This is a genomic window from Sandaracinobacter neustonicus (assembly GCF_006385875.1).
In the GTDB taxonomy this organism is placed as follows: domain Bacteria; phylum Pseudomonadota; class Alphaproteobacteria; order Sphingomonadales; family Sphingomonadaceae; genus Sandaracinobacteroides; species Sandaracinobacteroides neustonicus.
The window spans coordinates 1-25814 of the sequence record NZ_VFSU01000004.1 but is presented as its reverse complement, the minus strand read 5'-3'; the positions used below and the strand labels follow the sequence as shown (position 1 = coordinate 25814).

Annotated in this window: 24 protein-coding genes; 12 read left to right on the top strand and 12 right to left on the bottom strand. The window is 66.7% G+C overall.

Features of this window, described 5'->3' with window-relative positions; genetic code table 11:
* Positions 1–21: 21 nt before the first annotated feature.
* Entirely contained in the window at positions 22–2670 is a 2649-nt protein-coding gene (locus tag FJQ54_RS00455; protein ID WP_140926274.1) for a LuxR C-terminal-related transcriptional regulator, read from the bottom strand.
* A 145-nt stretch (positions 2671–2815) separates the two neighbouring features.
* Here FJQ54_RS00455 and FJQ54_RS00450 point away from each other — a divergent pair, with 145 nt between their 5' ends.
* Positions 2816–3898, top strand: a complete 1083-nt coding sequence (locus FJQ54_RS00450; protein ID WP_140926272.1) for a threonine aldolase family protein — start codon at positions 2816–2818, stop codon at positions 3896–3898.
* Here the strand turns inward: FJQ54_RS00450 and FJQ54_RS00445 are convergent.
* The 3 genes from FJQ54_RS00445 to FJQ54_RS00440 form a co-directional block, all read right to left on the bottom strand.
* On the bottom strand, positions 3888–4913 hold the full coding sequence (locus tag FJQ54_RS00445; RefSeq protein WP_235890248.1) for a cytosine permease: 1026 nt from the start codon (positions 4911–4913) through the stop codon (positions 3888–3890). The two genes, FJQ54_RS00450 and FJQ54_RS00445, sit on opposite strands and share 11 nt — an antisense overlap.
* The gene (locus tag FJQ54_RS17665; RefSeq protein WP_235890247.1) at positions 4910–5158 is read right to left on the bottom strand and encodes a hypothetical protein; all 249 of its coding nucleotides are present in this window, start codon (positions 5156–5158) and stop codon (positions 4910–4912) included. The genes FJQ54_RS00445 and FJQ54_RS17665 overlap by 4 nt, the downstream gene beginning before the upstream one ends.
* Before the next feature lie 120 nt (positions 5159–5278).
* Positions 5279–7354: a TonB-dependent receptor gene (locus FJQ54_RS00440; RefSeq protein ID WP_181159924.1), complete on the bottom strand. Its 2076-nt coding sequence runs from the start codon at positions 7352–7354 to the stop codon at positions 5279–5281.
* A gap of 253 nt (positions 7355–7607) precedes the next feature.
* Between FJQ54_RS00440 and FJQ54_RS00435 the strand changes: the two genes are divergently transcribed.
* Genes FJQ54_RS00435 through FJQ54_RS00425 form a run of 3 tightly spaced genes read left to right on the top strand, consistent with a single transcriptional unit; the run spans position 7608 to position 9843 of the window.
* Complete coding sequence (locus tag FJQ54_RS00435) at positions 7608–7979, top strand: cupin domain-containing protein (RefSeq protein WP_140926266.1); 372 nt, start codon at positions 7608–7610, stop codon at positions 7977–7979.
* Positions 7979–8758 carry an SDR family oxidoreductase gene (locus tag FJQ54_RS00430; RefSeq protein WP_140926264.1) on the top strand — a complete coding sequence of 260 codons (780 nt, stop codon included), beginning with the start codon at positions 7979–7981 and terminating at the stop codon, positions 8756–8758. Before FJQ54_RS00435 ends, FJQ54_RS00430 begins: the two co-directional genes overlap by 1 nt.
* Before the next feature lie 41 nt (positions 8759–8799).
* On the top strand, positions 8800–9843 hold the full coding sequence (locus FJQ54_RS00425) for a branched-chain amino acid aminotransferase (RefSeq protein WP_140926262.1): 1044 nt from the start codon (positions 8800–8802) through the stop codon (positions 9841–9843).
* Here the strand turns inward: FJQ54_RS00425 and FJQ54_RS00420 are convergent.
* Complete coding sequence (locus tag FJQ54_RS00420; protein WP_140926260.1) at positions 9840–10280, bottom strand: Lrp/AsnC family transcriptional regulator; 441 nt, start codon at positions 10278–10280, stop codon at positions 9840–9842. The genes FJQ54_RS00425 and FJQ54_RS00420 overlap by 4 nt on opposite strands.
* A 59-nt stretch (positions 10281–10339) precedes the next feature.
* Here FJQ54_RS00420 and FJQ54_RS17340 point away from each other — a divergent pair, with 59 nt between their 5' ends.
* On the top strand, positions 10340–10741 hold the full coding sequence (locus FJQ54_RS17340) for a hypothetical protein (RefSeq protein ID WP_181159923.1): 402 nt from the start codon (positions 10340–10342) through the stop codon (positions 10739–10741).
* Positions 10742–10832: 91 nt separating this feature from the next.
* On the opposite strand, the gene FJQ54_RS00415 is transcribed toward FJQ54_RS17340, so the two are convergent.
* Entirely contained in the window at positions 10833–11735 is a 903-nt protein-coding gene (locus FJQ54_RS00415) for a LysR family transcriptional regulator (protein ID WP_140926258.1), read from the bottom strand.
* Between the two features lie 94 nt (positions 11736–11829).
* Between FJQ54_RS00415 and FJQ54_RS00410 the strand changes: the two genes are divergently transcribed.
* Positions 11830–13038: an MFS transporter gene (locus FJQ54_RS00410; RefSeq protein WP_140926256.1), complete on the top strand. Its 1209-nt coding sequence runs from the start codon at positions 11830–11832 to the stop codon at positions 13036–13038.
* A gap of 150 nt (positions 13039–13188) precedes the next feature.
* Here the strand turns inward: FJQ54_RS00410 and FJQ54_RS00405 are convergent, their stop codons facing one another.
* Genes FJQ54_RS00405 through FJQ54_RS00390 form a run of 4 tightly spaced genes read right to left on the bottom strand, consistent with a single transcriptional unit; the run spans position 13189 to position 18790 of the window.
* A complete protein-coding gene (locus FJQ54_RS00405) occupies positions 13189–14436 on the bottom strand; it encodes a TolC family protein (RefSeq protein WP_140926254.1) in 1248 nt (415 codons plus the stop codon).
* On the bottom strand, positions 14429–16852 hold the full coding sequence (locus FJQ54_RS00400; RefSeq protein WP_140926252.1) for an ABC transporter permease: 2424 nt from the start codon (positions 16850–16852) through the stop codon (positions 14429–14431). Before FJQ54_RS00400 ends, FJQ54_RS00405 begins: the two co-directional genes overlap by 8 nt.
* A gap of 10 nt (positions 16853–16862) precedes the next feature.
* Positions 16863–17543 (bottom strand): ABC transporter ATP-binding protein, encoded by a 681-nt coding sequence (locus tag FJQ54_RS00395; RefSeq protein ID WP_140926250.1) that lies wholly within the window; start codon positions 17541–17543, stop codon positions 16863–16865.
* Positions 17544–17560: 17 nt separating this feature from the next.
* Positions 17561–18790 (bottom strand): efflux RND transporter periplasmic adaptor subunit, encoded by a 1230-nt coding sequence (locus tag FJQ54_RS00390; RefSeq protein WP_140926248.1) that lies wholly within the window; start codon positions 18788–18790, stop codon positions 17561–17563.
* Positions 18791–18946: 156 nt separating this feature from the next.
* Here FJQ54_RS00390 and FJQ54_RS00385 point away from each other — a divergent pair, with 156 nt between their 5' ends.
* From FJQ54_RS00385 to FJQ54_RS00375, 3 genes are all read left to right on the top strand, one after another.
* Positions 18947–20203 (top strand): sigma-54-dependent transcriptional regulator, encoded by a 1257-nt coding sequence (locus FJQ54_RS00385; RefSeq protein WP_235890246.1) that lies wholly within the window; start codon positions 18947–18949, stop codon positions 20201–20203.
* Positions 20193–21341: a sensor histidine kinase gene (locus tag FJQ54_RS00380; RefSeq protein WP_235890245.1), complete on the top strand. Its 1149-nt coding sequence runs from the start codon at positions 20193–20195 to the stop codon at positions 21339–21341. Before FJQ54_RS00385 ends, FJQ54_RS00380 begins: the two co-directional genes overlap by 11 nt.
* Positions 21342–21442: 101 nt before the next feature.
* The gene (locus FJQ54_RS00375) at positions 21443–21673 is read left to right on the top strand and encodes a hypothetical protein (RefSeq protein WP_140926244.1); all 231 of its coding nucleotides are present in this window, start codon (positions 21443–21445) and stop codon (positions 21671–21673) included.
* Here FJQ54_RS00375 and pssA read toward each other — a convergent pair.
* Both pssA and FJQ54_RS00365 read right to left on the bottom strand, forming a co-directional pair.
* Positions 21670–22476, bottom strand: coding sequence for a CDP-diacylglycerol--serine O-phosphatidyltransferase (pssA, locus tag FJQ54_RS00370; protein WP_140926242.1), 807 nt, complete (start codon positions 22474–22476; stop codon positions 21670–21672). The genes FJQ54_RS00375 and pssA overlap by 4 nt on opposite strands.
* Entirely contained in the window at positions 22473–23210 is a 738-nt protein-coding gene (locus FJQ54_RS00365) for a phosphatidylserine decarboxylase (protein ID WP_140926285.1), read from the bottom strand. Before FJQ54_RS00365 ends, pssA begins: the two co-directional genes overlap by 4 nt.
* Before the next feature lie 173 nt (positions 23211–23383).
* On the opposite strand from FJQ54_RS00365, the gene FJQ54_RS00360 reads away from it, so the two are divergent.
* The 3 genes from FJQ54_RS00360 (at position 23384) to rpsI (ending at position 25591) form a co-directional block, all read left to right on the top strand.
* On the top strand, positions 23384–24421 hold the full coding sequence (locus FJQ54_RS00360; RefSeq protein WP_140926240.1) for a COX15/CtaA family protein: 1038 nt from the start codon (positions 23384–23386) through the stop codon (positions 24419–24421).
* 88 nt (positions 24422–24509) lie between these two features.
* Positions 24510–25010, top strand: a complete 501-nt coding sequence (gene rplM / locus FJQ54_RS00355) for a 50S ribosomal protein L13 (protein ID WP_140926238.1) — start codon at positions 24510–24512, stop codon at positions 25008–25010.
* Positions 25007–25591 (top strand): 30S ribosomal protein S9, encoded by a 585-nt coding sequence (rpsI, locus tag FJQ54_RS00350; RefSeq protein WP_140926236.1) that lies wholly within the window; start codon positions 25007–25009, stop codon positions 25589–25591. Before rplM ends, rpsI begins: the two co-directional genes overlap by 4 nt.
* The last annotated feature ends 223 nt before the right edge of the window (positions 25592–25814 follow it).

Genomic DNA, 25814 nt, shown 5'->3' with positions numbered 1-25814 from the left:
GACCCGTCGGCCGCGCGCGCTCTACTCTGCTGCGGCGCGCGCCACGGCCGCCTTGCGGTTGCTGACGCCCAGCTTTGTGAAGATCTTCTTCAGGTGGAATTTCACCGTATTGTCGGTGAGGCCCAGCCGCCGGGCAATCAGTTTGTTCGACGCACCGTCGGCCAGATGCGCAAGGATCTCGGCTTCGCGATCGGTCAGTTCATCCGGCGAACTCAGCTGCCGCTCGGCAGCGAGGCTTCGCTGGATCTGTTGCAGATGCCGTCGTTCCATCTCGCTGACAGGCCATTCCAGCAGGGCAGCCAGCAGAGCGTTCATGGCCCGGCCTTCCTCAGCAAAGGGCGCGATCAGCATCTCCGGCAAGGCAAGGCGTACCGCTTCGCGCAGGCTGGTCAGCGCCTCAGTCCGCATGCCGCCCAGCTCTGACGCCCGCGACATCAACACCTGCCCCTTCACCTGTCCACCAAGGCGGCCGCTCCCCGCTGCATCCGCCACCAGCGCTTCGGCGCTCACTCGCGCGGCCTCCCAGTCGTTATTGGCCAGCGCCCGAACTGCATTGGCCTGAAGCCGATATTCGCGTGTCCGCCAGCATGCTGTTTCGCCGACGTCGATCGGGGCATCCAGTTCGCCGGCCCGCGCCATGAACAACAGTTCCAACGCTGCCATCAGTGGGGCGACAGACGTCTGCCCACGCCGCTCCAGAACGATCCGGAAGCCCGTGAATTCGGCTTCAACCGCGGACAGCCCTTGTCGGCGAAAGGCCGCATCGGCGATCACCGGCAGAGCGGTCGCATATTGTACATGCCAGGCCTCTTCCCGGCCGAACTCGAACAGCCCGATGCGCATCGTCTCTGCCGAATTCACTTTGTAGCCGCGCTGATAGTCGACATGGGCCGCCGCCATCTTCGCCATGGCATGCAGGCAGCGTTCGCCAACCAGCCGCGCCGGCGGACGGCGCTCGATCAACCCGATCCTCTCCCGCGCATCGCGATAATTCCCCCGCGCAAGGTCCAGCGTCAGGCTGTGAATTTCCAGATAGAGATCGGCATTCCGATAATCGTCGGTCGCCGCATAGGAATGGCGCGCGTTTTCCAGCGAGACCTGCATGCGATCCAGGTCTCCGGACTGCTCCTGCAATGGAAGCCGCAGGTTTTCAGCCCAGCCTTTCAGATACGGCGGCGGATCCGCCATCGCGTCCAGCTCCGCAATGCGCGCCTCGGCTGTCGAGCTCTCTCCCAGCATATGCACGGCATACATCGCGCCCAGCGCCCGATACTCCCGCTCCCATGAAACACCGGCTGGCGCAGCTTCTGCGACCTGCGCACGAAGCTGCTCGGCCTCCAGCAGGAAACCTTCCTTGAACAGCACCAGCGAGCGCAGCAGCTTCAGCCTCGGCGTTTCGGCGATGACAGCTGATGGCAGTTCGCCCAGAATCGCCCGGAGTTCGCTGGACCCACGGGCAAGGAACAGCCCCAGAAAATCCAGCTGCGCCAACAGGTCAGAGAGCGCCCGGGCATCCTTGCTCTGGACTGTCAGGCGAACGGCATCCTGATACTGGCCGTGTTGCCACATCCAGCCTGCTGCCCTGCGATAGAGCAGCCCCGACCTGCCCGGCTCCAGCATCAACCGCGTGCGGGCATAGTCCGCGATCAGAGGGTGCATGCGATAGGCCAGTTCCCCATCGGCCATGCTGCGCTGAATCAGCCCTGGCAGCGCCAGCACGGCCTGTTCCAGCAAACGGCCGCTGTCGTTCGCATCGCGGACATGGTCAGAGAATCCCATGTCCACCAACCCGAACAGGGACAGGTCCGCCAGCAGCTTCTGTAGTTCATCCGGCAGGCCGGCGAAGATCTGCTCGGCCAGATAGTCGGCCACCTCCGACGCATAGCCACCGAACGGCGGAGCCGGCGCGCCCGCGCGTCGCCCGTCTCGCCACAAGCGATAGAGCTGCAGCGCAACGGGCCAGCCCTCGGTCTGCTTCTGCAATTCGCCAAGTTCGCCCGCCAGCCCGTTGTCGCCCAGCATGGACGATATTTCAGCCGCGCTGAAGCGCAGTTCCTGCGCCTCGATCACCCGCACATCGCCTTGCGATCGCAGCAAGGCGATCGGAAGCGCTGGCTTGCGCCGGGCCCCCAGCACGAAATGCACGCTCGGCGACAGGGCGGCGATCAATTCCTGCACCAGCTGCGTGATTGGCGGATGATCGACATGGTCATAATCGTCCACGATGATCACCAGCGGCTCGTGCTGCCGCTCAAGCCCGAACAGCAGTGAATCGAGCAGTGCTGCGGGCGTGCCATCCCCCATGGCCCGGCGTGCGTCATCCCCCGGGTCCACACCGGCCGCTTCCAGCGCCAGCACGAGCATCTGCAAAAATCGGAACGGCTCGCGCTCATTCTCCGACGCGCTCAACCAGACGACGCGCTGCCCGGCTGCCTTCAGCCTTTGGAACCACAGGTCCAGCACACTGGTTTTGCCATAACCTGCCGGTGCCAGAAGCAGCGTCATCCGCCCCCTGCGGGCCACATCCAGCGATCGAAGGATGAGATCGCGCGGCTGCAACTCCACCGCCTGCACGGGGGGCATGAGGCGTCGGCTGAGATAGCGCCGTTCGCCGGGCGGCGATTGCACAGCCGCCGATCCATCCGGTTTGCTGAAGCCGGTGCCGACCATGCCATCATCTATCCGCCGCAAGCAGGCCGTGGCAATGCTGCGGCGTGCCCCGAACGGGTAGCAGGCCGCTCATGCGGGTAGCATCAGAGCCGTTGCCGCTGGCGCAACTTGTGCCGACCATGCCCGGCCCGATAGGCCATCTGGAATGGATGAAGTCGAACGCCGAATCCATCGGTCCTGCACCCGCTTCCTCAGCGGTCACCAGCCCGCGCCCCCGCACGAGACCCTGCGCGCGCTGGCGGAGCGGCCGGAATCCGGGGAAGCGGACCAATATGGTGTGGGCGGCCCGGTGGCGATCCTTGAGCAACGCGTCGCGCGCCTGCTGGAAAAGCCAGCGGCGATCTTCTTTGCCAAGGGCATGGCCGCCCAACTCGCGGTGCTGAAACTGCGGGAAACGGAGGCCATGAACCCCCGGGTGGTGATTCATCCGCTGAGCCATATGGATTGCGATGAAGGCGGCATGCTCGAACGGGTCGGCGGGCTGCAGCCGATCCGGCTGGGGCAGCAGCGGCATTTCAGCCGCGCACAACTGCACTCGCTGGCGGAGCGTCCGGCCGCGGTGGTGCTGGAACTTCCGCTGCGGCGAGCGGGGTATCTGCTGCCAGACTGGGACGAGTTGCTCGCGCTCGCGCAATGGTGCCGTGAAACAGGCGTGCCGCTGCATCTTGACGGGGCCCGGTTGTGGGAGGCCGCCACCCATTATGGCCGCGCTCCTGCCGAGATCGCGGCACTGGCGGACAGCGTCTATGTCTCCTTCTACAAGGGGCTGGGCGGCATCGGCGGCGCGGCCGTCGCGGCATCTGCTGAAACCGTGACCGCGCTGGGGCCATGGCGGAACCGGCTGGGTGCCAATCTCTACGCGGCCTATCCGATGGCGCTTTCCGCGCTCGACGGGCTGGATCGCAATCTTCCGCGAATGGGGGAATTCGCCGCCCGCTGCGCCGAACTCTGTTCCCGCCTGCAACGGATCGACAACATCCTGCTCAATCCCGCCTCGCCGCAGGGCAATGCCTGCCAGATTCTGTTTCGCGCAGAGCCTGCCGACGTGACGGCAGCCCACCTGGCCCTAGCCCACGCGCGGGGCGTCTGGCTGTTCAACAGGATCGGCCCATCCGCCCTCACCGACTGGACCATGGCCGAACTGGTGATCGGCACGGCATCCGATCATTGGCGGATGGACGAGGGCGAGACGTGGATACGCGAACTGAACGCAAAGCTCAGGCGCTGACGACCACCTTCCGCAGCCGGGCGAAGCTTAGCCACAGAAACAGGGCAGACAGGATTGCCGCCACAAGGATGGAATCGACCGCTGCGATCCCGCTCGACACGGGCGACCGGCCAGCGGCAAGGCCCGCCATGATTCCGCCGCCCCATGCGACAAGCGCACCCGGCCGCAGCGCCACCGTCGGACGCCTCCGCACCTGTGGCACCAGACCATGTACGATCTGCACCGCTGCGACGGGCGGAAGCACGACCCCCAGCGACACCAGAAACGGGATGAAGAACTGGTCAGCATGGGCCAGTGAGAGACCAACTCCCAGCAAGGCGATCCCGATGATCGCAGGGCGGAAACCCAGCCGTGGCAACAGGTTCGCAAGCGACAGCCCCGCCGAATAGAGGCAGGCCGACGCATCGATCCACGCCCCCAGAAGCAGGACTGCAAGCGCGGGAAGCCCAAGCCCCAGCAGGATCATGGCCGCGATCAGGTCCGGCTTTCCCGTCACCATCGGTGCCAGCGCGGACCCCAGCAACATCAGCGGAAACACCAGTCCCAGCGCCAGCCCGGCACCGAGAAAGGCTGCAGGGGGCCTGCGGATGAACCGACCATAATCCGGCTGGATCATCACGCCGACGATGTAGCTGCCGATCACCGCCGAAACCACGGCTCCGAACCCGAGAGCGCCTGTGGGCGTAGTGCTGAGCACGATGGAGAGATCGTGTCGCACCATCCAGACGGAGGCGAGCAGAAGGCAAAAGGCGAGCGGCAGCAGCGCCTGCCCCAGCCGTTCCAGCCCGTGCACGCCGCGCAAAGCCACTCCGGCGATCAGCAGGCTGACCGGGATCGACACCATCGGCGGTGTTACGGCCGGAAAGCCCATCTGGCTCAACGCCCCTGAGGCCGCAGCCCCCAGCACACTGATGTTCACCCCGAACCAGCCGGCAAGGGAGATGGCGATCGCCAGTTTTACCAGCCAGGCACCCCGTGTTCCGAACGCCAGATCGGCGAGCATCGCCAGATTCATCCGCGTTGCCGAACCGACAGCTGCGCCAAGCCCGGCGAGAACGCCAGTAACGTCGTCGCCAGCAGGACGGCCAGCACCGCCTGTTGCAGGCCGAGCGCGGCTGAAACCTGCGCCCCGAGAATGAACACCGGAAGCGCGCAGACGCTGCCGGCGATGATGAAGAAGATGCGCCAGCCAGACCCCTGCTGTTCCGGCGGAACGGCAAGGGTAGAGAAATCCCCGCTTTCCTGTGGTGCCCCGGTCATCCGGCTATTCCAGATACAGCGAACGAAGCCGCGCCGGTTCGCCTCGGCCCGGCTGTGTGGCACAGCGGGAGACGTCGTGCAGAAAGACACCGCCACCGGCAGCCCGGAAGATGTCGGACATCAGAAGCGGAAGCCTGCTTCGATCCCATAGGTGCGCGGACGGTTGGGCACCCGAAGGTCCGCGCCGGTGATGGAGATATGCTCCACGAAGCGCGCATCCGTCAGGTTCTTGCCGAACAACCCGATCGACCAGCCGCCTCTTTCAAGTGTCAGATTGGCGTCCACGAAGGTCTTGGTCTGGGTGTAGAAGGCGTTGGCGACATCGAAATAGAAGCCGCCACGGTGCTGGACCGCGCCATAGGCGATCAGCTCCATGTCGTTCCCCAGAGGTGCCCTGTAGGTGAGGTTGCCGCTCATGGTGAAGGGCGGCACCAGAGGGGAATTCTTGCCGATTGCGCCAGCCGTCGGGATATATGGATCGGGGCTCACCTCCACGATCACGCTGTCGGTATAGCCCACGGTGAAGCCAGCGGTCAGCCGCTGGCTGGGCCTTGCCTGAATCTCCAGCTCGAAGCCGTCGTTCCGCGTTTTCGGGATGTTGATGGTGCGGCGGATCAGCGTGCTGTTGGTGGTGACGCCATAGGACAGCAGCTGGTTGCGATAATCGATGTGGAAGGCCGAGCCGTTGATCGTCACCAGCCCATCCATCATCTGGGTCTTGAAGCCGATCTCGTAATTGTAGGTCGTCTCGTCGTCATAGCGGGTGGACTGGGAGAAGCCGCCGGTGCGGAAACCCTGTGAATAGGTGGCATAGAGCATCACTTCAGGAGTCCAGTGCCACGACAGCTGCACCTTCGGCTGGAAAGCGCTGTAGCTGGCTTCAGCCTGCGTCGCGGCCGGGCGCAGCTGGTCGACATTGTCCGCCCGCACCTTGTCGTAGCGCAGCGCACCCAGAAGTTCGAGGCTGTCGGTAATCGAATAGCTGGCCTGCCCATAGCCGGCGATGGCGCGATTGCGCGTGCGCAACTGCTGGTTCAGCAGAGTCGGCGTGATCGGAATGACGTCGTTGTCAGGGCCGGCCTGCAGCCGGTTATACTCCCGCCGGTTCTGGTAGAACGCCCCGACGATCCACTGGAACGGGCCGCTGCCGGTCGAGGTCAGCCTCATGTCCTGGTTGAAGACGCGGGTGGTGTAGGTGAGATCCTGAATGGAGATGCGCGCCGCCGTATAGTCCAGGTCGGCGAGCACATCCTGCGTCACATAGGCCAGCCCGGTGATCGCAGTGAACTGGACAGGCCCGAAATCATAGTCGATCCGCGCCGACTGATCGTGAAACTGGGTATCCTGACGGCCGAGGATATTGCTGCTGGGCCCGGGATTGGTGACATCATCCAGATTGACGAAGTTTCCGGCGGAATCGCGCGGTGCCTTGTCCTGAAGGCAGCAGCCTTCTTTGCCCCCTGTCCACGAGCCGCGCAGCGCGACTTCCAGATCGCCTGTTCTGAGCAGCAACTGGCCACGGATCGAGCTTTCGTAGCCGGAGTCGACCTTCTCGTCCCGGACGTTGCTGATGAGCCCATCGGTGCCGCGATGATAACCCGAGACGCGGAACAGCAGCGTATCGGGCACCAGCGCACCGGATACCGCGCCCGCCACCCGCACGCTGTTGCCGTTGCCGAAGCTGCCCTTCAGGAAGCCCTTCATGTCGTTTGTCGGCCGACGGGTGATGATGTTGATCGCGCCTGCGATCGCACCTTGTCCGTAAAGCGCGCCCTGCGGCCCGCGCAGGATCTCGATCCGCTCGATATCCTGCAGGTCCTGGTTGATGAAATCATTCGATCCCACCTGCACCCCGTCGATGATCACGCTCACCGGCGGCAGGGCCCGCTGCGCGCTGGAAATCCCGCGCATGGTGATGAATGTCTCGTTGGACCGGAAGGTCGAGCGGACCAGCATGTTCGGCGTAAGGGTGGCGACGCCATGGATGGTCGAGATGTTGGCGCGGTCGAGCAGGTCGCCGCTCAGAACCGATACCGATTCCGGCACGTCCTGCAGTCGCTCCTCCCGCTTCCGCGCGGTGACGACGATATCGTTCCCCGCCTCCGCAGACTCCGATGACTGGGCAAGCGCCGTATCCGGCGGGAGCAATGCCAGTGCTGACAGGGTGGCCAGTAACCAGCCGTGACGGTTCGCCATATCTGATCCCCTTAAGTCGATTTCTTGGATTGCGCTCGCTTGGCGTTTTCGTTGCCTGCAGTGAGCCACGTCGGAGGGGGGCGGCACCAGCTTTGTGGCGGGTAGTTGGTGCCCCTCCTCGGGTAGCTTGGCAGATTGCCTAGCCGGACAGGTCAAATCGCATAGCGCTTCAGTCAGGACGACATCTCGCCCCGGACACGCCGCTCGATATCCTTGGGGCCATTCAGGGACAGCGAAAGAGGGATGAGGAAGCATGACCAGCGCCACCGTGACCAGATGGGATGACCTGCCGGAAGAACCGATGCGCGGTGGGATCACCCGGCGCTTCGTCTATTCGGACCGGCTGATGGTGGCGGAAATCCGCATGCGGAAGGGCGATGTCGTTCCCGCGCACCGGCACGAGAATGAACAATTCACCTATGTGCTGACGGGCTCGATGCTGTTCCTGCTGGGCGAGGACCAGACGGAAGAGCGGCTGGTGCAGGCCGGCGAAATCATCCAGCTGCCGTCGAACCTGCTGCACAGCGCAACCGCGCTGGAGGATGTGTTCGAGCTGGACGTCTTCAACCCCTATCGCGCCGATTGGGTCGGCGGGGACGATCGGTATCTTCGGAGCAACTCCTGATGGATCTGGGCCTCTCCGGGCGCGTCGCGCTCATCACCGGTGGCAGCGCGGGGCTTGGCCTCGCCAGCGCGCGGGCGCTGGCCGCCGAAGGGGCCATCGTTGCGGTCACGTCTCGCAGCGCCGGTCGCGCAGCTGCGGCAGCTGCCGAAGTCGATTCAGCTGCCCGCGGCTTCGCCTGCGACGCCACCGATCCGGCGGCTCGCCGCGCCCTTGTGGGGCATGTCGAAGCCGAGCTGGGTCCGGTCGACATCCTGGTGGTGAATTCGGGCGGCCCGGATGCCGGCAGCTTCGAATCCCATGCAGAATCCGCCTTCACGGCCGTGCTGGACGAGCATGTGGGGCTGTTCGTGGCGCTGGCACAGGCGGTCTTGCCCGGCATGCGGAGCCGCAACTGGGGACGGATCGTCGCCATCACATCCTGCGCGGTGAAGCAGCCGCCCGAGGACATGGTGCTTTCCAATTTAGCGCGGGCGGCCGTCGGCGCGACCGCGCGCACATTGGCCAACGAAGCCGCCGCGGCGGGCATCACCGTGAACAGCCTGCTGCCCGGTTACACGCTGACGACGCGCGTCCATAAACTTGCCGGGCAGATCGCCGAACGCCGGGGCAGCAGCGCAGAGGACGTGCTGGCGGGCTGGCAGGCGGCAATCCCGGCCGCACGCCTGTGCCGCCCGGAAGAGTTCGCAGCCGTGCTGGCCTTCATCTGCTCGACGCAGGCAGCCTATGTGAACGGCGTCTCGCTGCCAGTCGACGGCGGCTGGAGCCGCAGCCTGTTCTGACATTCCCATCCGCCCCGACACCGCGAACCCAAGGAAGCCCGATGTTGCCACAGCCCACTGTCGAACAGGCCCTCGCCGCCTTTACGCTCCCGGAAAAGCTCGGATTCGGGCGTATCTCGGCACCCGTGATGTTCAGCGCCACATATGAGAAGGGCGAATGGAGCGAAGGTCGGCTCATCCCGTTCGGGCCCATCGAACTGATGCCGAATGCGCGATCGATCCAGTTCGCGGAATCGGTGTTCGAAGGCATGAAGGCCTATCGCGTGCCACCGGCGCGCCCGCACCTGTTCCGCCCGCTTGACAATGCCGGCCGCTTTGCCCGCTCCGCCACGCGGGTCGGGATGCCCGCCGTGCCGGAGTCGCTGTTTCTCGCCGGCCTTGATGCTGTCGCCAGCGCCTGTGCAGACTTCATTCCCACCCGCTCGGGCTCGTCGCTCTATCTCCGCCCCACATTGTTCTCGACCGAGGGCGGCTATGATGTGGTGAATTCCGGCGCGTTCCGCTTCCTCGTTCTGGCCAGCCCGTCGGAACCCTATAGCAGCGGCCCGATGCGGGTCCGGATCGAGCGGGACGATGTCCGCGCCGCTCGTGGCGGGGTGGGCGCCGCCAAGACGGGCGGCAATTATGCTGCCGCGATGCGTGCCACGACCCGCGCCGTCGCAGATGGCTGCACCGTGTCCCTCTGGCTCGATCCGCAACAACGGCAGACCATCGAGGAACTGTCCGGTATGAACATATTCGCCGTGATCGACGGCGAGATTCACACGCCCGTGCTCAGCGATTCGATCCTGCCCGGCATCACGCGCGATTCGGTGCTCAGGCTGGCGGCGCATTCAGGCTATCGCACCGTGGAGCGACCGATGCCGATCGCAGAGCTGCTGGCGGATATCGCCGCCAATCGCTGCAGCGAATTGTTCGCCAGCGGAACGGCCGCCATCATCAATCCCATCGAAAGCCTGCTGGATGCCGATGGCCGCCAGCACCGCCCCGGCGCATCGGCCGTCGCGCTGCGGTTGCGGCAAAGCCTGCTCGATATCCAGGAAGGTCGCGCGCAGGACCCCTTCGGCTGGATCCATCGCCTCTAGGGGGTAATGAAAGCGTCAAACACCAGCGAGGTGTCTGTCGATTTGATCTCGGGAATGGACCAGATTCGACCGCAGGCTTGGCGCAATTCATCAAGCGGGATCGCCTTCATCGTCACAACCAGATCGGCATCGCCCGTCACACGGTAACAGCCCAGCACTTCGGGCATGGCGCGCAGCCGTTCCAGAACCGGTTCCGGCACCAGCCGCTGATGCAGATAGACGGTAATGAAGGCGCCCACATGATCAGAGGCGTCCCCCAAAATCACGCTGTAACCGCGGATCACGCCGGCCTTTTCAAGCCGTTCGATCCGGGCCTGCACCGCCGTGCGCGACCGGCCAACCTCCGTCGCCAGCAGGCTGATCGGAATCCGCGCGGATCGTCGGAGGATGCGCAGAATGTTCCGATCGACCGGATCGAGATCTGTGGCCATGGCCATGCGTAGCGCGCACGCCGGCCCAAGTGCAATCGGCAAGCAAAGAGGGATCTGTGTGGGGCGTGCTTCAGCATGCTATCGGCGACAGGGCGAACGTGGATGCCAATCGAGCCTCAACGGAACAGCGGCTTATCGCCGATGATGGAACCCTGTCGAATGTCCGGATTGTTGGCCGAACCTGCATCCCGCGTCGCGTGACATGGTTGCGAGGCCGTTCAGATAATGGCGAGAGCGCTTATGCGCAGCTACTCTCGTCCAGCATCCAGCAGCACCGGCCCTTCACCTTCAAGCACAGCCGCGCCCTGCTGATGCGGACGATCCGGATCGGTGCCGGCAATGCGCTTCACGCTATGCTCCGCCAACTGCCGGTCGTGGATAGCGGGGGCGAGGACGCTGTCGGAACGGACCGAAATCTGGACATTCCGGTTTCCCGCGATCCCCGGGAAGCCGGTTCAGCCCAATGAACGACCGGCAGGCATCAGCCAGTGATTCCCACCCCGGCAAAATCCGCAATGTCGGCGACTGCCGTCAGTTGCCTCTCCCCGCGCGCGCCAGTCACCGTAATCTACTGGCCAGAAAGTCCACGAACGCCCGCACGCGTGCCGGGATGTTCGCCCCGCCCACGAACACGGCGTGGATCAGTTCGACATCCCCCGGATTATAGTCTTCGAGGATCGGCACCAGTCGCCCCTGCGCGATCTCGTCGGCGACGCTGAATGCGCCAACACGGGCGATGCCGACGCCGCTCGCGGCGAGTTGCCCCAGCGTTTCGCCATTGTTCGCCTCGATCCGGCCCTTCACGCTCAGCGCAAAATCCGTTCCTTCGCGGCGGAATGGCCAGACCGGCTCCGCGCGGCGGAAGCTGAAGTTGAGGCAGGGGTGCTGATGCAGATCCTCCGGCACCAGCGGCGTTCCTTGGCGGGCAAGATAGGCTGGCGAGGCGACGATGACCCTGCGCGTTTCGCCCAGCTTGCGCGCCGTCAGCATGCTGTCTGCCAGCGGACCGAAGCGCACGGCGATATCCGCCTCACCGGCCGCGATGTCCACCAGCGCGTCGGTCAGGGCGATGTCGATCAGGATGTGAGGATAGAGCGCGGCGAAGTCGCCCAGCAGCGGCACGATGCAGAGCCGCCCGTGTGACAGCGCCGCGCTGATCCGCAGTCGCCCGCGCGGCGCGCCCTGATCGGCGATCTGCTGCTCCGCCTCGTCAAGATCGAGCAGGATGCGCCGCGCCGCGAGCAGATAGGCCTGACCCTCGGCCGTGGGAGACAGCGCGCGTGTCGAGCGCAGCAGAAGGCGCACGCCCAGCCGTTCCTCGATCCGGTCCACCGCGCGGCTGACCGCAGACGGGCTGAGGCCCAGCACCCGCCCGGCGGCGGAAAAGCTGCCCTGATCCACGACCGTGGCGAACAGGGCGAGCGCCCGGGCACGATCCACGCCCGCCAGCTTTGTGTCCATTGCAAAAATCCTTCGCGCCAGCACGGGCTATTCCAGCCGGACATAGCGCATCATTTGTGCGCCTGCATAGCAAACGTGCTGCAAAGGTCATCTGATGCGCAACTTCAATCCGGGGATAATGGCGCTGTCGATCGGCGCCTTCGGCATCGGCGTGACCGAGTTCGCGCCCATGGGGCTGCTACCCGTCATCGCCGCCGATCTCGACGTCTCCATCCCACGCGCCGGGCTGCTGATCAGCGCCTATGCGCTGGGCGTGGTGATCGGCGCGCCGCTGATGACCCTGACGACCGGGCGGATGCCCCGCCGCACGCTGCTGATCGGCCTTGCCGCCATCTTCACGCTCGGCAACCTCCTGTCGGCGCTGTCGGCCAGCTACGGCATGCTGCTCGCCGCACGCGTGCTTACCTCATTCAATCATGGTGCCTTCTTCGGCGTCGGCTCCATCGTCGCGGCGAGTCTCGTGCCGCCCAACCGGCGGGCGGCTGCGGTGGCTGCGATGTTCATGGGGCTTACCATCGCCAACATCGTCGGTGTGCCGCTGGCGACATGGGCGGGCGAGCATGCCGGCTGGCGCGCGTCCTTCTGGGGCATTGCCGCCCTTGGCGTCGTGACAATGGCAGCGCTGCGCGTCACGCTGCCCGCGCTGCCGGTCACCACCAGCGGCAATGCGCTGGCGGAGCTGCGGGTGCTGACGCGCCCGGTCGTGCTGGGGGCGCTGGCGCTGACGGTGATCGGATCGAGCGCGATGTTCACGGTGTTCACCTACATCGTGCCGATCCTGCGCGACGTGACGCATGCGTCCCTCGGCTTCGTCACGGCGATGCTGGTGACTTACGGGGTCGGCCTCACGGTCGGCAACTGGCTGGGCGGCCGGTTCGCGGATCGCTCCGTCGATCTGACGCTCGCCGTGACGCTGGCGGCGCTGACGGCGATCCTGCTGCTGTTTGCGATGCTGATGCCCGTTGCAGTGCCGAGCGCGGTGCTGATCTTCCTGTGGGGCGTCGCCAGCTTCGCACTGGTGCCGCCATTGCAGGTGCGGGTGATGTCCGCGGCGGCGGACGCGCCCAACCTGGCGTCCGCCGTGAACATCGGCGCATTCAACCTTGGCAATGCGTTCGGCGCGGCGCTGGGCGGCGGCGTGATCGCCAGCGGGCTGGGCCTTCCCATTGTGGCCGTCGCCGGGGCCGCAACCTCGGCCGTGGGGCTGGCCGCCGTCCTTCTGACGATCAGGAGTGCGCGAAACAGAAACGGTAGCTTTGCCGCAACATGCTCCCAAGGCGATCAACACACCGCTGTCAATTGATGCCGATGGCGACTGCTATCGCGTTACGGCCAGAGTGGCTGGCGCGTTCAAAGGCAGCCCGATCATGCTGACCTTCAGCTTCCGCCTTTCGGGCGGGCGCAGTGTTGAGCTGCAGATCGTCTGAATCCGACGGTCGATCCCGCCCTTCCCTCAACTCCCCGCGTAACTGCCCGTATCCAGCCGCCCGGACACGCGCAGCAGATCTGTCTCGGCCAGCAGCAGGTCGCGGCGGCTTCGGGCGACCGCCAGTTGCGCCGCCGTCAGGCTCTGGTCCGCCACAAGGATGTCCAGCGTGGAGCGCAGGCCATAGCGATATTCGGACCGCACCCCCGCCAGCGCCACCTCGGCCGCCTGTAACCCCAACTGGTTGGCAGACAAGCCGTTGCGAGCCGCCAACAGCGCCGCCCACGCGGAGTCAGCCGATTGCGTCGTGCTGCGGCCGACGGCTTCATATTCGAATTGCTCCGCCCTGTGCATGGCCTGCGCTTCCCGCACGCGGGATCGCACCATCCCCCCGCTCAGCAGCGGCAGCCGCAGCGCAACCCCCACAGAGGCGGTTTCGAACGCTGCGCCGGGGCGATTGTCCAGCATCGTGCCCCGGCCATAGCGCCCCGCCAGATCGATGGCGGGTGCGCGTTCAGCCCGTTCGCGGTCGATCCCGGCGCGCGCCGCTTCCACCAGCTGCTGCTGCCGCAGCAGCAGCGGGTTCGCGGTTGCCGCCGCGCCCCGTGCTTCGGCCAGTGTCGCGGGCAGGCCCGAAGGCGGCGAGATATCTGCGCTCAGCGCACCCTGCGGCTCGCCAATGGTGGCGGTGTAACGCGCCGTCGCATCGGCCAGCGCCCCTTCCGCCTCAGCCAGCGCCGCCGCCATGCTGGCCCGTTGCGCCTCCAGCTGCGCCACGTCGGTGCGGGTCGCCTGCCCCAGCCGATAGCGCGATTGCGCCTCCGCCACCTGCCGGTCCAGACGGCCGATCCCCAGCTTCGCCACCTCCACCGCCTGCTGCTGATACAGAAGGTCGGCATAGCTCAGCACCACCTCGGCCAGCAGCCCGGCTTGTGCGTCGCGCAACTCCTCCTCGCCCGCCTTCACCTCGGCCTTCGCCACCCGCAGCGCGGACTCCACCCGCCCGCCGGTCCAGATCGGCATCGCCGCTGTCACCGCGACATCGGCCGTGCGCCCGTCGCTCTCCCGGTCATAGTCCACCGCGCCTTCCACGGCAGCGCTGGGCAGCGCGGCAGCCCGCGCCTGCGCCGGGGCTTCGGCCCGCGCATCCTGCCGGGCGCGAGCCGCCGCCAGCGTGGGGTTCCCGGCAACGGCGCGGCCAATCGCCTCGCCCAGCGTTTCCGCCGCCGCCGGGGTGGACAGCCCCAGCAGCAGCACAAGCAACAGCCTATTCATGGCGAAGCGCCCAAGACGGCGCGGCCCGGCTGGCGCGCAGCGATTGCGCCAGCACCGTGAGCACTGCAATCAGCGTCGCCGCCAGCGTCGCCCCGATGAAGAACAATGGCGACAGCGCCACCCGGTCATCAAACCCCGCCAGCCAGGCCCGCATCGCCACGAAGGCCAGCGGCCATGCGACCAGATTGGCGATCAGCACCGGGCGGAGGAACTGCCCCACCAGCAGCTTCGCCACGTCGGTGGAAGAGGCCCCCAGCGTCTTGCGGATGCCGATTTCCTTCACCCGCCGCTGCGTGTTGAACGAGGCCAGCCCCCACAGGCCGACGCAACCGATCAGCACCGCCAGCCCCGAACCGATGGCGAACAGCCGCGTCGCCCGGTCATCCGCCTGATAAAATTCGTTGAACAGGCTGTCCGCCGTGCGGGCGTTCAGCGGCACCTGCGGGGCCATCCTCCGCCACAGATCGCCCACCGCCTGCTCCATGGCTTGCGCGTCGCCGCTGTAGCGGATGGTGGCGAAGGATTCGCCGGGGCTGTCGCGGTAATAGACATAATAGGTCGGATCGTCCGGCAGACGGGGCGTGAAGAAGCGCAGCTCGTCGATCACGCCGACGATGGTGCGCGGCTGCTTGCCGCCCACCGTTTTGCCGATGGCCTCCTCGGGGCTGGCGAAGCCCAGCGTGCTTACCGCCTTGCGGTTGATGACGATGTTGCGCGGCAACCCGTCGCGCCAGCCACTGTTGTTGTCCGCGCCATAGGCGTCGTCGAACAGACGACCGGCGACAAGGCGCGGGGCATAGGCTTCGAAAAAGCCCGGCCCGATGGTCAGACGCCTGAGCGATGGCCCGGAACCCGGACGTCCGGGGATCGCCACGCTGTCGGTGTTGTTGTTGCCACCGCCGCCGGCCGCCGTGTCGGACACGCCCACGGCCTTCACCCCCGGCAACGCCCGCAGCGCCGTCACGATCTGCCGCGCCTGCGCCTCCGTCACTCCGCTGTCCGCCAGCGATTGCACCACCAGCAGCCCGTCGCGCCGGAAGCCCAGATCGGATGTGCGCACATGCCGCGTTTGCGCAGACAGCACCATGGTGCCGATGATGAAGGCAATCGCCAGCCCGAACTGCAGCACCACCAGCAGTTCGCGCGCCCGCGTGCCTGCACGCCCCCCGCCCGGCGAACGGGCAGAGGCCAGCACGGACGCCGCCGGGAAGCGCGAGAGCATCAGCGCGGGATAGAAGCCCGCCGCCACGCCCACGATCAGCGCCAGCAACAGCAGCCCCGGCACCACGATGGCATAAGGTAAGGTCAGGCTCAGCCCGCCAGCCGCGTTCACCAGCGGCAGGCCAAGCTCGGCAAGGATCAGCCCCAGAAAGGCAGCCACCGCCACCGTCAGCACCGCTTCGCCGAGAAACTGGCGGATCAGCGCGCCGCGATCCGCCCCCAGCACCTTTCGCATCGCCACTTCCCGCGCGCGAAGCCCGGCCCTCGCGGTGGCAAGGTTCACATAATTCACGATGGCGATCAGCAGCGTCAGCAGCCCGACGATCCCCAGCGCCGCCACCGTCAGCTTGCGGCTGGCGCTTTCCTGCCCCGCCGGCTGCAGATGCGCGCGAGTCAGCGGCAGTAGCGAAATCGCCATGATCTCGCTGGGCTTTTCGCCAAGATACGCCGCACCGCGCCGGTTCACAAACTCCGGCATCCGCTTCTCGAAGGCGCGCGCGGCCTCTGCGTCGGGAAAGCGCAAATAGGTCCGCAAAGAGGTGCTGCCCCAGTGGAACCAGTAATCCGCAGCACCGGGCGGTGGCGTCGCCGGCATGTTGATCAGGATGGAGGCCTTCAGGTCGGTGTTCGCGGGCAAATCTTCGAATACCCCCGCCACGCGATAGAGTTTCGGCTCGTCGAAGGCGATCGTCATCGTCCGCCCCAGCGGGTTGGCGTCTCCGAAATATTTCCGCGCGGTGGACCGGCTGATCAGCGTGACGGAGGGGTCAGCCAGCGCCTTGCCCTCCCCGCTCAGCATCGGCAGATTGAACAGCTGGAAGAAGCTGCTGTCCACCTGCGCCACATCCTCCATCGTGGCGACACCGCCTTGAATCACGCTGCCGCCGCGCTCCCCGCCACGGATTCGGGTGCCCAGAAGCCCCGGAAAATCCTCGCGCATCTGCTCCAGCAGGCCCGACATCGTATAGGGATAGGCCCCCTGCACCGGGCTGTCGGGCACCGTCCACTCGCTCTGCACCAGATACAGCTCGTCAGCGTGCGGCAGCCATTTTTCAAAGCTGGTCTCGAACCGCACGAACAGGGAGAGGATCAGGAACACGGCGATGCCCACCGCAAGCCCGCCGATGTTCAGCGCGGCATAGAGCTTGTGGCGGCTGAGCGAGCGATAGAGCGACTGGAAGCCGAAACGGTTCATGGCTCTCTCCTCAAATCGCGCGGGTGGCAGAGGCGACGATGCGCCCGTCCAGCATGTCGATCCGCCGCGTGGCGATGTCGGCGTGGCTGGGCGAATGGGTCACCATCACGATGGTCGCACCCGCATTGTTCAGCGCCGTCAGGATGTTCATCACCTGCGCGCCATTTTCCGTGTCCAGATTGCCGGTCGGTTCGTCGGCCAGGATCAGCTTCGGATTGCCGACGATGGCCCGCGCGATCGCCGCGCGCTGCTGCTGCCCGCCGGACAGCTGGTGCGGGAAATGCCGCGCCCGGTGGGCGATCCCCACCCGGTCCATCGCGGCCGCCACCCGGTCCCGCCGGTTGCCGGCGGCATCGCGGCGATAGGCGATGCCCAGCGCCACATTCTCCTCTATGGTCAGCTCGTCGATCAGGTTGAAGCTCTGGAACACGAAGCCCAGCGTTTCGGCGCGGAAGCGTGCCAGATCGGCTTCGTTCAGCGCCGCCAGATCGCGGTCGCCAAACAAATACCGCCCGCCCGTCGGCCGATCCACCGTGCCCAACGTGTTCAGCAAGGTGGATTTGCCGCAGCCCGAAGGCCCCATGATGGCCAGGAACTCGCCCGCCTCCACGTGCAGATGGATGTCCTTCAACGCCGTCGTCTCCACTTCGTCAGAGACATAGCGGCGCTGGATGTTTTCAAGCCGAATCATGCTGACTTCCTGTTCGTTTATCGAATGTTAAGAACATCGCCGCGCGTCGCGGGCGTGCTGCTGAGGATGATGCGGTCGCCCGGTTCCAGCCCGGAGAGGATCTCGGCCTGCTCGGGCGTGCGGCGGCCGATCTTCACGTCGCGGCGGCGGGCATGGCGGCCGTCCGCGTCCAGCACGAACACCGTGCCGCCCGCGCCGGAATCCAGCCAGCCGCCCACGGGGGCCACCGTGGCCACGCCGCTGCTGCCCAGCGTCACCCGCACATCCACCGTCTGCCCGCGCTTCAACCCCGGCGGGGCCGCGCCTTCGAACAGCAATTCGGTGCGGAAGCGCCCGTCCTTCACGGCGGGCAACACCTTCAGCACGCTCAGCGGCGCGCCTTCGGTGGTGCGGCCCTTCTGCCCGGGTGCCACCCGGCCCAGATAATATTCGTCCACATCGGCCTCCAGCTTCCAAAGGCCTTCGCTGTCCACCTGTCCCGCCGGATCGCCCGCCTTAAGCGCCTGCCCCGGCTGGATGCTGAAATTCACCAGACGCCCGGCCGCCGGCGCGCGGATCACCAGCGCATCAAGGCTGGCGCGCACGGCAGACAAATTGCCCGCCAGCCGCTGCCGCGTATCCGCCAGCCGCTGCCCCTGCGTGGCGCTGATCCCGGCCTCGCGCCCCTGCGCGCCCTGCAACTGCTTCAGCCGCTGCTGCCGATAGGCGGTTTCCTCGGCAAAACTCTCCACCCCTGCGTCAGAGACAAAGCCTTCCGCATGCAGTTGCTGGCGGATGGACAGGTCACGTCGGGCGCGGATCAGGTCGTAATTCGCCTGCGCGAGTTCCGCCGCGCGGCCCTGCTTGTCGCGCTGCAAGGCCAGATCCTGCCCGGACAGGTCGCCCAACTGCCCGGCGATCTGCGCTTCGCGTGACAACACATCCAGCTTCAGTTCCGCGTTGGAGAGCGTGGCCAGCGGCTGCCCCGCCGCCACCAGATCGCCGTCCTGCGCGTGCAACCGCTCCACCTGACCGCCCGCCATCGCCCCCACCAGAGTGGTCAGGCGCGGGGCAACGGTGGCGCGCACCGGCAGATAATCGTTGAAAGCCGCACGCTGAACCGTGCCGATGCGGATATCCGCCGCCGCGATATCCGTGGAGCCGCTTTCCGGCAGCATCCGCCAGATCACCACCCCGGCCAGCGGCAGCGCAATCGCCGCCAGCAGCAGCGGCCAGCGCGGCCGCCGCCGCTCGATCCGGCGATCCATAGCGGCACCGGGGGCCGGAACAGGGGGAGTTGCGTCATCGGACTGTTCAGTCATCATGTGAACAGTATCGCCCGGATTCGGATATTCTGCTAACCAGCTATGAACACTCATAATTCCAGCAATGCCTCGAACACTGACCGTCCATCCGCGAACAGTGTGTCCGGAAATGGACAGTCCGGCGCATCGTCAAGCGCGGCGGATATCCTGCTCGTGGATGACAATCCCGAAGTCGCCCGCGCCATGGCGATCGCGCTGGAACTGGCTGGCCACCGGCTGGAGGTCGCCACCAACCCGGAGGAGGCCTTCTCCCGGCTGGCGACGCACCGCTACCGGGCGATCCTGCTGGACATGAACTTCACCGCAGGGCGCACCGGCGGCGAGGAAGGGATTGCGACGCTGCAGCGACTGCTCGCGCAAGACCCGTCCGCCTGCGTGGTGGTGATCACCGCGCACAGCGGCGTGCGCATCGCCGTGGCGGCGATGCAGGCGGGGGCGCGGGATTTCCTGATGAAGCCATGGCGCAATGCCGAACTGGTGGCGAAGGTGGAAGCCGCGATGCTGACAGGCGTGCCCGCCCCCGCCCCTGCCACAGCCACGGCCCCTTCCGCCCCGCCCGCGCATCTGCTGGGCGAAAGCCCGGCCATGGCAGAGGTGCGGCGGCTGATCGCCCGCATGGGGCCGACTGCGGCGAACATCCTCATCTCCGGCCCGCCCGGCAGCGGGCGCGGTCTGGTGGCGCGCGCCCTGCACGCAGCCTCTCCGCTGGCCGCGCAACCGCTGGCCGAAATCGACCTGCGCGATGACGGCGCATGGGCCGCGCTGGAGGGCGCGGAGGGCGCGGTTCTGCTGCGCCATGCAGACCGGATCGGCGAAATCCCGGCGGAGCGGCTGCTGCGCCGCCTACCGCCGAACCTGCGCGTGTTCGCCATCGTCGCGGAAACTGCGCCCGTGTCGCCCGCGCTGCGCGCCCGCATCGGCACCGTGGAAATCCCCGTGCCGCCGCTCTCCGCCCGCGCCACCGACGCGCTGATCCTCGCCCGGCATTTCGCCCGCGAAGCTGCGCTGCGCCACGGCCGCCCCGCCCCCCGCTTCACCCCTGCGGCCGAAGCGCTGATCCTCAGCCGCCCATGGCCCGACGAAGTGAGGGGACTGGCACTGGCGGTGGAACGCGCGCTGCTGCTGTCAGACGAGGCCGAGATCGATTCGGCCCTGCTGGCCCCCGCCCGAACGGAAGCCACTGCCGAACCCGCCCCGCCCTCCTATGATCTGCCCTCCTACGATCTGGACCAAAGCGAGCGGCTGATGATCGCAGCCGCGCTCGCCGAGCATGGCCACAATATCAGCCACGCCGCCGCCGCGCTGGGGCTCAGCCGGGGCGCGCTCTACCGCCGCATGGCCCGGCATGGCCTCTAGCCGCGCACTTGATCGCGCCGCGGCCGGGCTGCTGCTGGCGGCGGCGGGCGCAGGCGCGGCGGCCGCGCTGATGCACCAGTTCTGGGCCACCTTCGCGGGCTGCCTGCTGCTGATTCTGCTGGTGCTCGCGGCAGACTGGCAGCTCACCGCCCGCGCCCGGCGGCAAACGGACGACAAGCTGACCGAGCAGCAGGAAGCCGCCATGTTGCCCATACTGCTGGATCAGGTGCCAACCCCGCTGGTGCGGGTGCAGGGCACACGCCCCAGCGCGCTGAACCGCGCCGCCCGCCAACTGTTCGGCACGGATGATCAGATTCTGCCCGCCCCGCCCGAACTCCTCTCCCCGGACTCCCCGCAGGTGCGCATCGAAGGGCGGCTGTGGCGGATCGACAGGGTTCAGGCGCCGGGCAGCAGCCTCAGCGTGGTGGCGCTGATCGACATTGAAGCGGTGGAGCGCGTCGCCGAAGCCCGCGCCGCCTCCGACATGATCGAGACGCTGGGCCATGAACTGCTGAACGGCCTCGCCCCCATTGTCTCGCTGGCTGAAAGCGCCGAACAGGCGATGCAGCGCCCGGACACGCGCGACAGGTTGCTGCCGGAAATCCTCGGCACGCTGGCGCGCCGCACCGACGGGCTGATGCGCTTCACCACTGCCTACCGGGCGCTGGCGCGGCTGCCCAACCCCGCGCCCGCGCCAACCGATCTGCACCAGCTGGCAGAGGATCTGGCCCGCCTGTTCCATCTGCAATGGGGGGGACGCGTGGCGCTAAGCGTGGAGGTGAAGGCGGAAGGCCCCGCCCTGCTCGACCGGGACCAACTGACGCAAGCGATCTGGGCGCTTATGAACAATGGTGCGGAAGCCGCCATCTCCGGAGCCTCACCCGCCGCCGTGCAGCTGGCGTTCAGCGCCAACGCCACCGGCCTCACCATCAGCGTGCAAGACAGCGGGCCGGGCGTCGCCCCGGACCTGCGCGACCGCATCTTCCGCCCCTTCTTCACCACCAAAGAGGGCGGCAGCGGAATCGGCCTCAGCCTCGCCCGGCAGATCGCCCGCGCACAGGGCGGCGAGCTCAGCCTGCAACCCGCCATGCCCACAACATTCCGCCTGCGCCTGCCCCCAACCCCCGCAACCGCATGAGAAACAAGCGGAATCAATTCAGCCCTAAGCGGACTTGACTCAATTGGAACAAAAACGGAACATTCGTATCAGCAACTGATTCGGAAGAGGGAACAAAGCGGATGATCGCCACTACCACCGCACTTATCGGCCCGCTTGCTCTGCTGGCGATTCTGGGGCTGAACGCCGGCCTGCTGTGGCGGCGCGCGCCGTCTTTCGCTGCTGCCCTGCGCGGGCCACAACCGGTTCAGATGTTGCTCGCGGCAGGCGGAACGGGCGAATCCAATGTCATCCCTTTCCCGGCGGCCCGCACCACCCCGTGCACCGCGCCGGGGCGGCGGCTGGCGGCTTAAGCCCCGGCTCGTTCCGCCAGTTCGATCTTGCGCAACTGGTTGTAGCGCACCGTCGCGAAGGGGAAAGCCAGCGTATAGATCAGCGCAATGGCAAACAGCGTCAGCCAGGGGGCCTGCGCCAGCGCCGCCGCGAAAATACCCACTGCCGCCAGCACGAACAGCCGGGCGCTGCGCGGAATGCGAACAGCCTTGAAGCCCCAGCCGGGCAAGGACGACACCATCAGAAACGCCGTGATCCCCGTCACCGCCGCCACCATGATGGCCCGGCTGTGCGGGTCAGGGTCCAGCGCACCGTCATGCGCGAGGCTCCAGAACAGCGGCATCAGTGCCATGCCCGCGCCAGCAGGTGCCGGCACGCCGGTGGTGAAACCCAGCCGCTTTTTCGGCAGTTCCTCCTGATCCAGCGCCGTGTTGAACCGCGCCAGCCGCAGCGCGCAGCACACGGCCAGCGCCAGCGCCACCACCCAGCCAGCCCGGCCCAGATCCTCCAGCGCCCACAGATACAGGATCAGCGCAGGCGCCACCCCAAAGGCGATCACGTCAGACAGCGAATCCAGCTCCGCGCCAAAGCGGCTGGTGCCGCGCAACAGCCGAGCGACCCGGCCATCAATCCCGTCCAGCAGCGCCGCGATCACGATTGCCGCCGCCGCCTTGTCAAATTCGCCGCTGATGGCGAATCGCACGCCGGTCGCGCCGGAACAAAGTGCCAGCATGGTGATCGCATTGGGAATCAGCGCCCGCAGCGGCAGCCCCGGCTGCGCCTGATCTCTCAATTTCGGCTCTGCCTTCGGGGCCTCGCTCATTGCAGCGCCCCCGGCCGGGCCGGTGCCGCGCCGCGCACGGCCAGCACGGTTTCGCCCGCCACCGCCCGCTGCCCCTTCACCACCTGCGGCGCATAGCCTTCGGGCAGGAACACATCCACGCGGCTGCCAAAGCGGATCAGCCCCACGCGCTGGCCGGAGCCCACCATCGATCCCTCGCGCACAAAGCCCACGATCCGCCGCGCCACCAGCCCGGCGATCTGCGTGAAGCCCACTTTCGTGCCGTCCGCGCCTTCGATCAGGAAATATTGCCGCTCATTTTCCTCGCTCGCCTTGTCCAGATCGGCGTTCAGGAACGCGCCGGGCACATAGGCGATGCGCGTCACGGTGCCGCCGATCGGCGCGCGGTTGATGTGCACGTCGAACACAGACATGAACACGGAAATGCGCGTGGCGGTGCCGGGCTGCAACGCGCCCTCCCCCACCAACTGGCGCGGCAGTTCCACCGTCATGATCTGGCTCACCAGCCCGTCCGCCGGAGACAGGATCAGCCCCTCGCCTGCCGGAGACGCCCGCTTCGGATCGCGGAAAAAGGCGCAGATGAAGAAGGTCAGCGCCACCAGCGGCCACGCAATGAAGCTCCAGCCAAAGATGAACAGCAGCAGCGCCAGCCCGCCCGCAACGGGCGCGAACTTCCATGCCTCGGGGTGCACAGAGGGCCATTCCCAACTCGCAGGCAACTGCCCGGCCGCATGCGGCGCGGGGTAAACCGGCATGGCCGGAACATCCACGGGCGGGGGAGAAACAGGGGATTCCAGCGGAATCGGCTGGGTCTCAGGGGTCTTGTCGTTTTCCATATCTGCGGTGAACCTAGGCGGATTGTCGGCGAACCGAAAGAGCCCAACCACCCTTTTGCCGCGCTGCCACCGGGTCTAAGAAGCCCGCGATCATGTCCAGCCCCACTCTCACGCCCCCCACCGCCCGCCCGGCAGCGCTCGCCAACTGGCTGCTCGCCGTCGCCATGCTCGTATTCGCGATGGTGGTGGTGGGCGGCATCACCCGCCTCACCGAATCCGGCCTCTCCATCACCGAATGGAAGCCGATCACAGGCGCGATCCCGCCCCTGAACGAGGCGCAATGGCTCGCCGAATTCCAAAAATACCAGCAAATCCCGGAATATAAGGAACTGAATCAGGGCATGAGCCTGCAGGATTTCAAGTTCATCTTCTTCTGGGAATGGGTGCACCGGCTGCTGGGACGGCTGATCGGGCTGGCCTTCGCGCTGCCGCTGGCGTGGTTCGCTGTCCGCCGCGCCATTCCAAAGGGCTATGGTCTGCGGCTCGTCGCACTGCTGGCGCTGGGCGGGCTGCAAGGCGCGATCGGCTGGTGGATGGTGGCCTCGGGCCTCTCGGACCGCACCGATGTCTCGCATTATCGGCTGGCTGTGCACCTCCTCACCGCGCTTACCATCCTCGCCGGGCTGATCTGGACAGCGCTCGATCTGCGCGCACTCGCCGCCAACCCGGCCGCGCGGCCGTCTCGTCTCACCCCGCTGGCAGCGATCACCGCCGCCATCCTGTTCATCCAGCTGCTGTTCGGTGCATGGGTCGCGGGCCTGAACGCGGGCTGGGCGTCTGACACATGGCCGCTGATGAACGGCCGCTTTTTCCCTGAAAACGCACAGTTTTCGGGCTTCGCCAGCCTGTCCGACGATCCGCATCTGGTGCATTTCATCCACCGTTGGTGGGCGTGGGTGGCAGTGGCTGCACTGATCCTGCTGGCCCGCGCGGCAAAGGCGGCAGGCAGCCGCCCGGCCTCCATCGCCATCCACAGCGCCTTTGGCACGCAGATCCTGCTGGGCATCGCCGTGGTGATGTCGGGCATGAATATCGTGCTGGCCGTGCTGCATCAGGCAGTGGGCGCGCTGGTGGTCGCGGCAACGGCGTGGGGGGCGCATGCCGCAGGGCGTCGCGATCAGCGGTATTAAAATACCACATGTCATTTCCTTGCTATTTCCGGCATGTTGCCGTAGTGGCCCGCGCCTGAACTGATTATCTTCAACCCAAGGACAAGCGATGCTCACCCGCACCACTGCCTCGGCGAAACCCGCCGAGGTCGAAAAGAAGTGGATCCTGATCGATGCCGACGGTCTCGTCGTCGGCCGTCTGGCTTCCATCGTCGCCAACCGCCTGCGCGGCAAGCACAAGGCCAGCTTTACCCCCCACGTCGATTGCGGTGACAATGTCATCGTCATCAACGCGGATAAGGTGCGCTTCACGGGCCGCAAGGCCTCGCAAAAGACCTACTACCGCCACACCGGCTATGCCGGCGGCATCAAGGAAGTCCGCGCAGACAAGGTGCTGGCAGGCCGCTTCCCGGAACGCGTGCTTGAAAAGGCCGTGGAACGCATGGTGCCGCGTGGGCCGCTCGGCCGCCAGCAGATGCGCAACCTGCGCGTCTTCGCCGGCAGCGAGCATCCGCATGCCGCGCAAAACCCCGAGGTGCTCGATGTCGCCTCGATGAACCGCAAGAATGTCCTGGGCAGCCAGGTCGAAACCAAGGTTGCCGCGCAATGAGCGAGAACAACACCGAAGAACAGGGCTTCCAGGACAGCCGCATGAGCCTCGCGGATCTCGCGAAGCTGCAGCAGACCGAAGCCGCCGCCCCGGCCCCCGTCGCCGTGGCCGCCGCCGCCGCCCCGGCCGTGGAAACCGCCTCGGCCCCGGTCCAGCTGGAGCCCGTGGCGCTGCGCCCGCAGATCCTCGACAAGTTCGGCCGCGCCTATGCGACCGGCCGTCGGAAGGATGCCGTGGCCCGCGTGTGGCTGAAGCCCGGCTCCGGCAAGATCGTGGTCAACGGCCGCGACCAGACCGTCTATTTCGCCCGTCCCACGCTGCGTCTGGTGATCAACCAGCCGTTCGACGTGGCCGAGCGCCGCGACCAGTATGACGTGGTCGCCACCGTCGTCGGCGGCGGCCTCTCCGGCCAGGCCGGTGCGGTGAAGCACGGCATCGCTCAGGCGCTGACCCGCTACGAACCGACCCTGCGCACGGCTGTGAAGCAGGCCGGCTTCCTGACGCGTGACAGCCGCGCTGTTGAGCGGAAGAAGTACGGTAAGGCCAAGGCACGTCGTAGCTTCCAGTTCTCGAAGCGCTAAGCGGCTGCGGTCAGCGCGCAGCGCTGGCCCGCAGACTCGCGTGCGCGATCGGACGGCACGAGAAAAGGCGGGGTCTCTCCCCCGCCTTTTCTGCGTGTCCGACGGCGCGGCTTTGCCGCGCCCCTTCCTTCCTTCCTTTTCTTCCCCCTTCCCCAAATCCAACCCAAGGCGGACCGGGCGGGCTTTGCCCGCCCGGAAACCCCAACCGGTACGCGCGAATCCC

Excerpts from the sequence above, each read along its gene's own strand:
- FJQ54_RS00455 (WP_140926274.1), bottom strand. The coding sequence starts at position 2,670 with ATGGTCGGCACCGGCTTCAGCAAACCGGATGGATCGGCGGCTGTGCAA.
- FJQ54_RS00450 (WP_140926272.1), top strand. The coding sequence starts at position 2,816 with ATGGATGAAGTCGAACGCCGAATCCATCGGTCCTGCACCCGCTTCCTC.
- FJQ54_RS00445 (WP_235890248.1), bottom strand. The coding sequence starts at position 4,913 with ATGAATCTGGCGATGCTCGCCGATCTGGCGTTCGGAACACGGGGTGCC.
- FJQ54_RS17665 (WP_235890247.1), bottom strand. The coding sequence starts at position 5,158 with ATGACCGGGGCACCACAGGAAAGCGGGGATTTCTCTACCCTTGCCGTT.
- FJQ54_RS00440 (WP_181159924.1), bottom strand. The coding sequence starts at position 7,354 with ATGGCGAACCGTCACGGCTGGTTACTGGCCACCCTGTCAGCACTGGCA.
- FJQ54_RS00435 (WP_140926266.1), top strand. The coding sequence starts at position 7,608 with ATGACCAGCGCCACCGTGACCAGATGGGATGACCTGCCGGAAGAACCG.
- FJQ54_RS00430 (WP_140926264.1), top strand. The coding sequence starts at position 7,979 with ATGGATCTGGGCCTCTCCGGGCGCGTCGCGCTCATCACCGGTGGCAGC.
- FJQ54_RS00425 (WP_140926262.1), top strand. The coding sequence starts at position 8,800 with ATGTTGCCACAGCCCACTGTCGAACAGGCCCTCGCCGCCTTTACGCTC.
- FJQ54_RS00420 (WP_140926260.1), bottom strand. The coding sequence starts at position 10,280 with ATGGCCATGGCCACAGATCTCGATCCGGTCGATCGGAACATTCTGCGC.
- FJQ54_RS00415 (WP_140926258.1), bottom strand. The coding sequence starts at position 11,735 with ATGGACACAAAGCTGGCGGGCGTGGATCGTGCCCGGGCGCTCGCCCTG.
- FJQ54_RS00410 (WP_140926256.1), top strand. The coding sequence starts at position 11,830 with ATGCGCAACTTCAATCCGGGGATAATGGCGCTGTCGATCGGCGCCTTC.
- FJQ54_RS00405 (WP_140926254.1), bottom strand. The coding sequence starts at position 14,436 with ATGAATAGGCTGTTGCTTGTGCTGCTGCTGGGGCTGTCCACCCCGGCG.
- FJQ54_RS00400 (WP_140926252.1), bottom strand. The coding sequence starts at position 16,852 with ATGAACCGTTTCGGCTTCCAGTCGCTCTATCGCTCGCTCAGCCGCCAC.
- FJQ54_RS00395 (WP_140926250.1), bottom strand. The coding sequence starts at position 17,543 with ATGATTCGGCTTGAAAACATCCAGCGCCGCTATGTCTCTGACGAAGTG.
- FJQ54_RS00390 (WP_140926248.1), bottom strand. The coding sequence starts at position 18,790 with ATGGATCGCCGGATCGAGCGGCGGCGGCCGCGCTGGCCGCTGCTGCTG.
- FJQ54_RS00380 (WP_235890245.1), top strand. The coding sequence starts at position 20,193 with ATGGCCTCTAGCCGCGCACTTGATCGCGCCGCGGCCGGGCTGCTGCTG.
- FJQ54_RS00375 (WP_140926244.1), top strand. The coding sequence starts at position 21,443 with ATGATCGCCACTACCACCGCACTTATCGGCCCGCTTGCTCTGCTGGCG.
- pssA (WP_140926242.1), bottom strand. The coding sequence starts at position 22,476 with ATGAGCGAGGCCCCGAAGGCAGAGCCGAAATTGAGAGATCAGGCGCAG.
- FJQ54_RS00365 (WP_140926285.1), bottom strand. The coding sequence starts at position 23,210 with ATGCCGGTTTACCCCGCGCCGCATGCGGCCGGGCAGTTGCCTGCGAGT.
- FJQ54_RS00360 (WP_140926240.1), top strand. The coding sequence starts at position 23,384 with ATGTCCAGCCCCACTCTCACGCCCCCCACCGCCCGCCCGGCAGCGCTC.
- rplM (WP_140926238.1), top strand. The coding sequence starts at position 24,510 with ATGCTCACCCGCACCACTGCCTCGGCGAAACCCGCCGAGGTCGAAAAG.
- rpsI (WP_140926236.1), top strand. The coding sequence starts at position 25,007 with ATGAGCGAGAACAACACCGAAGAACAGGGCTTCCAGGACAGCCGCATG.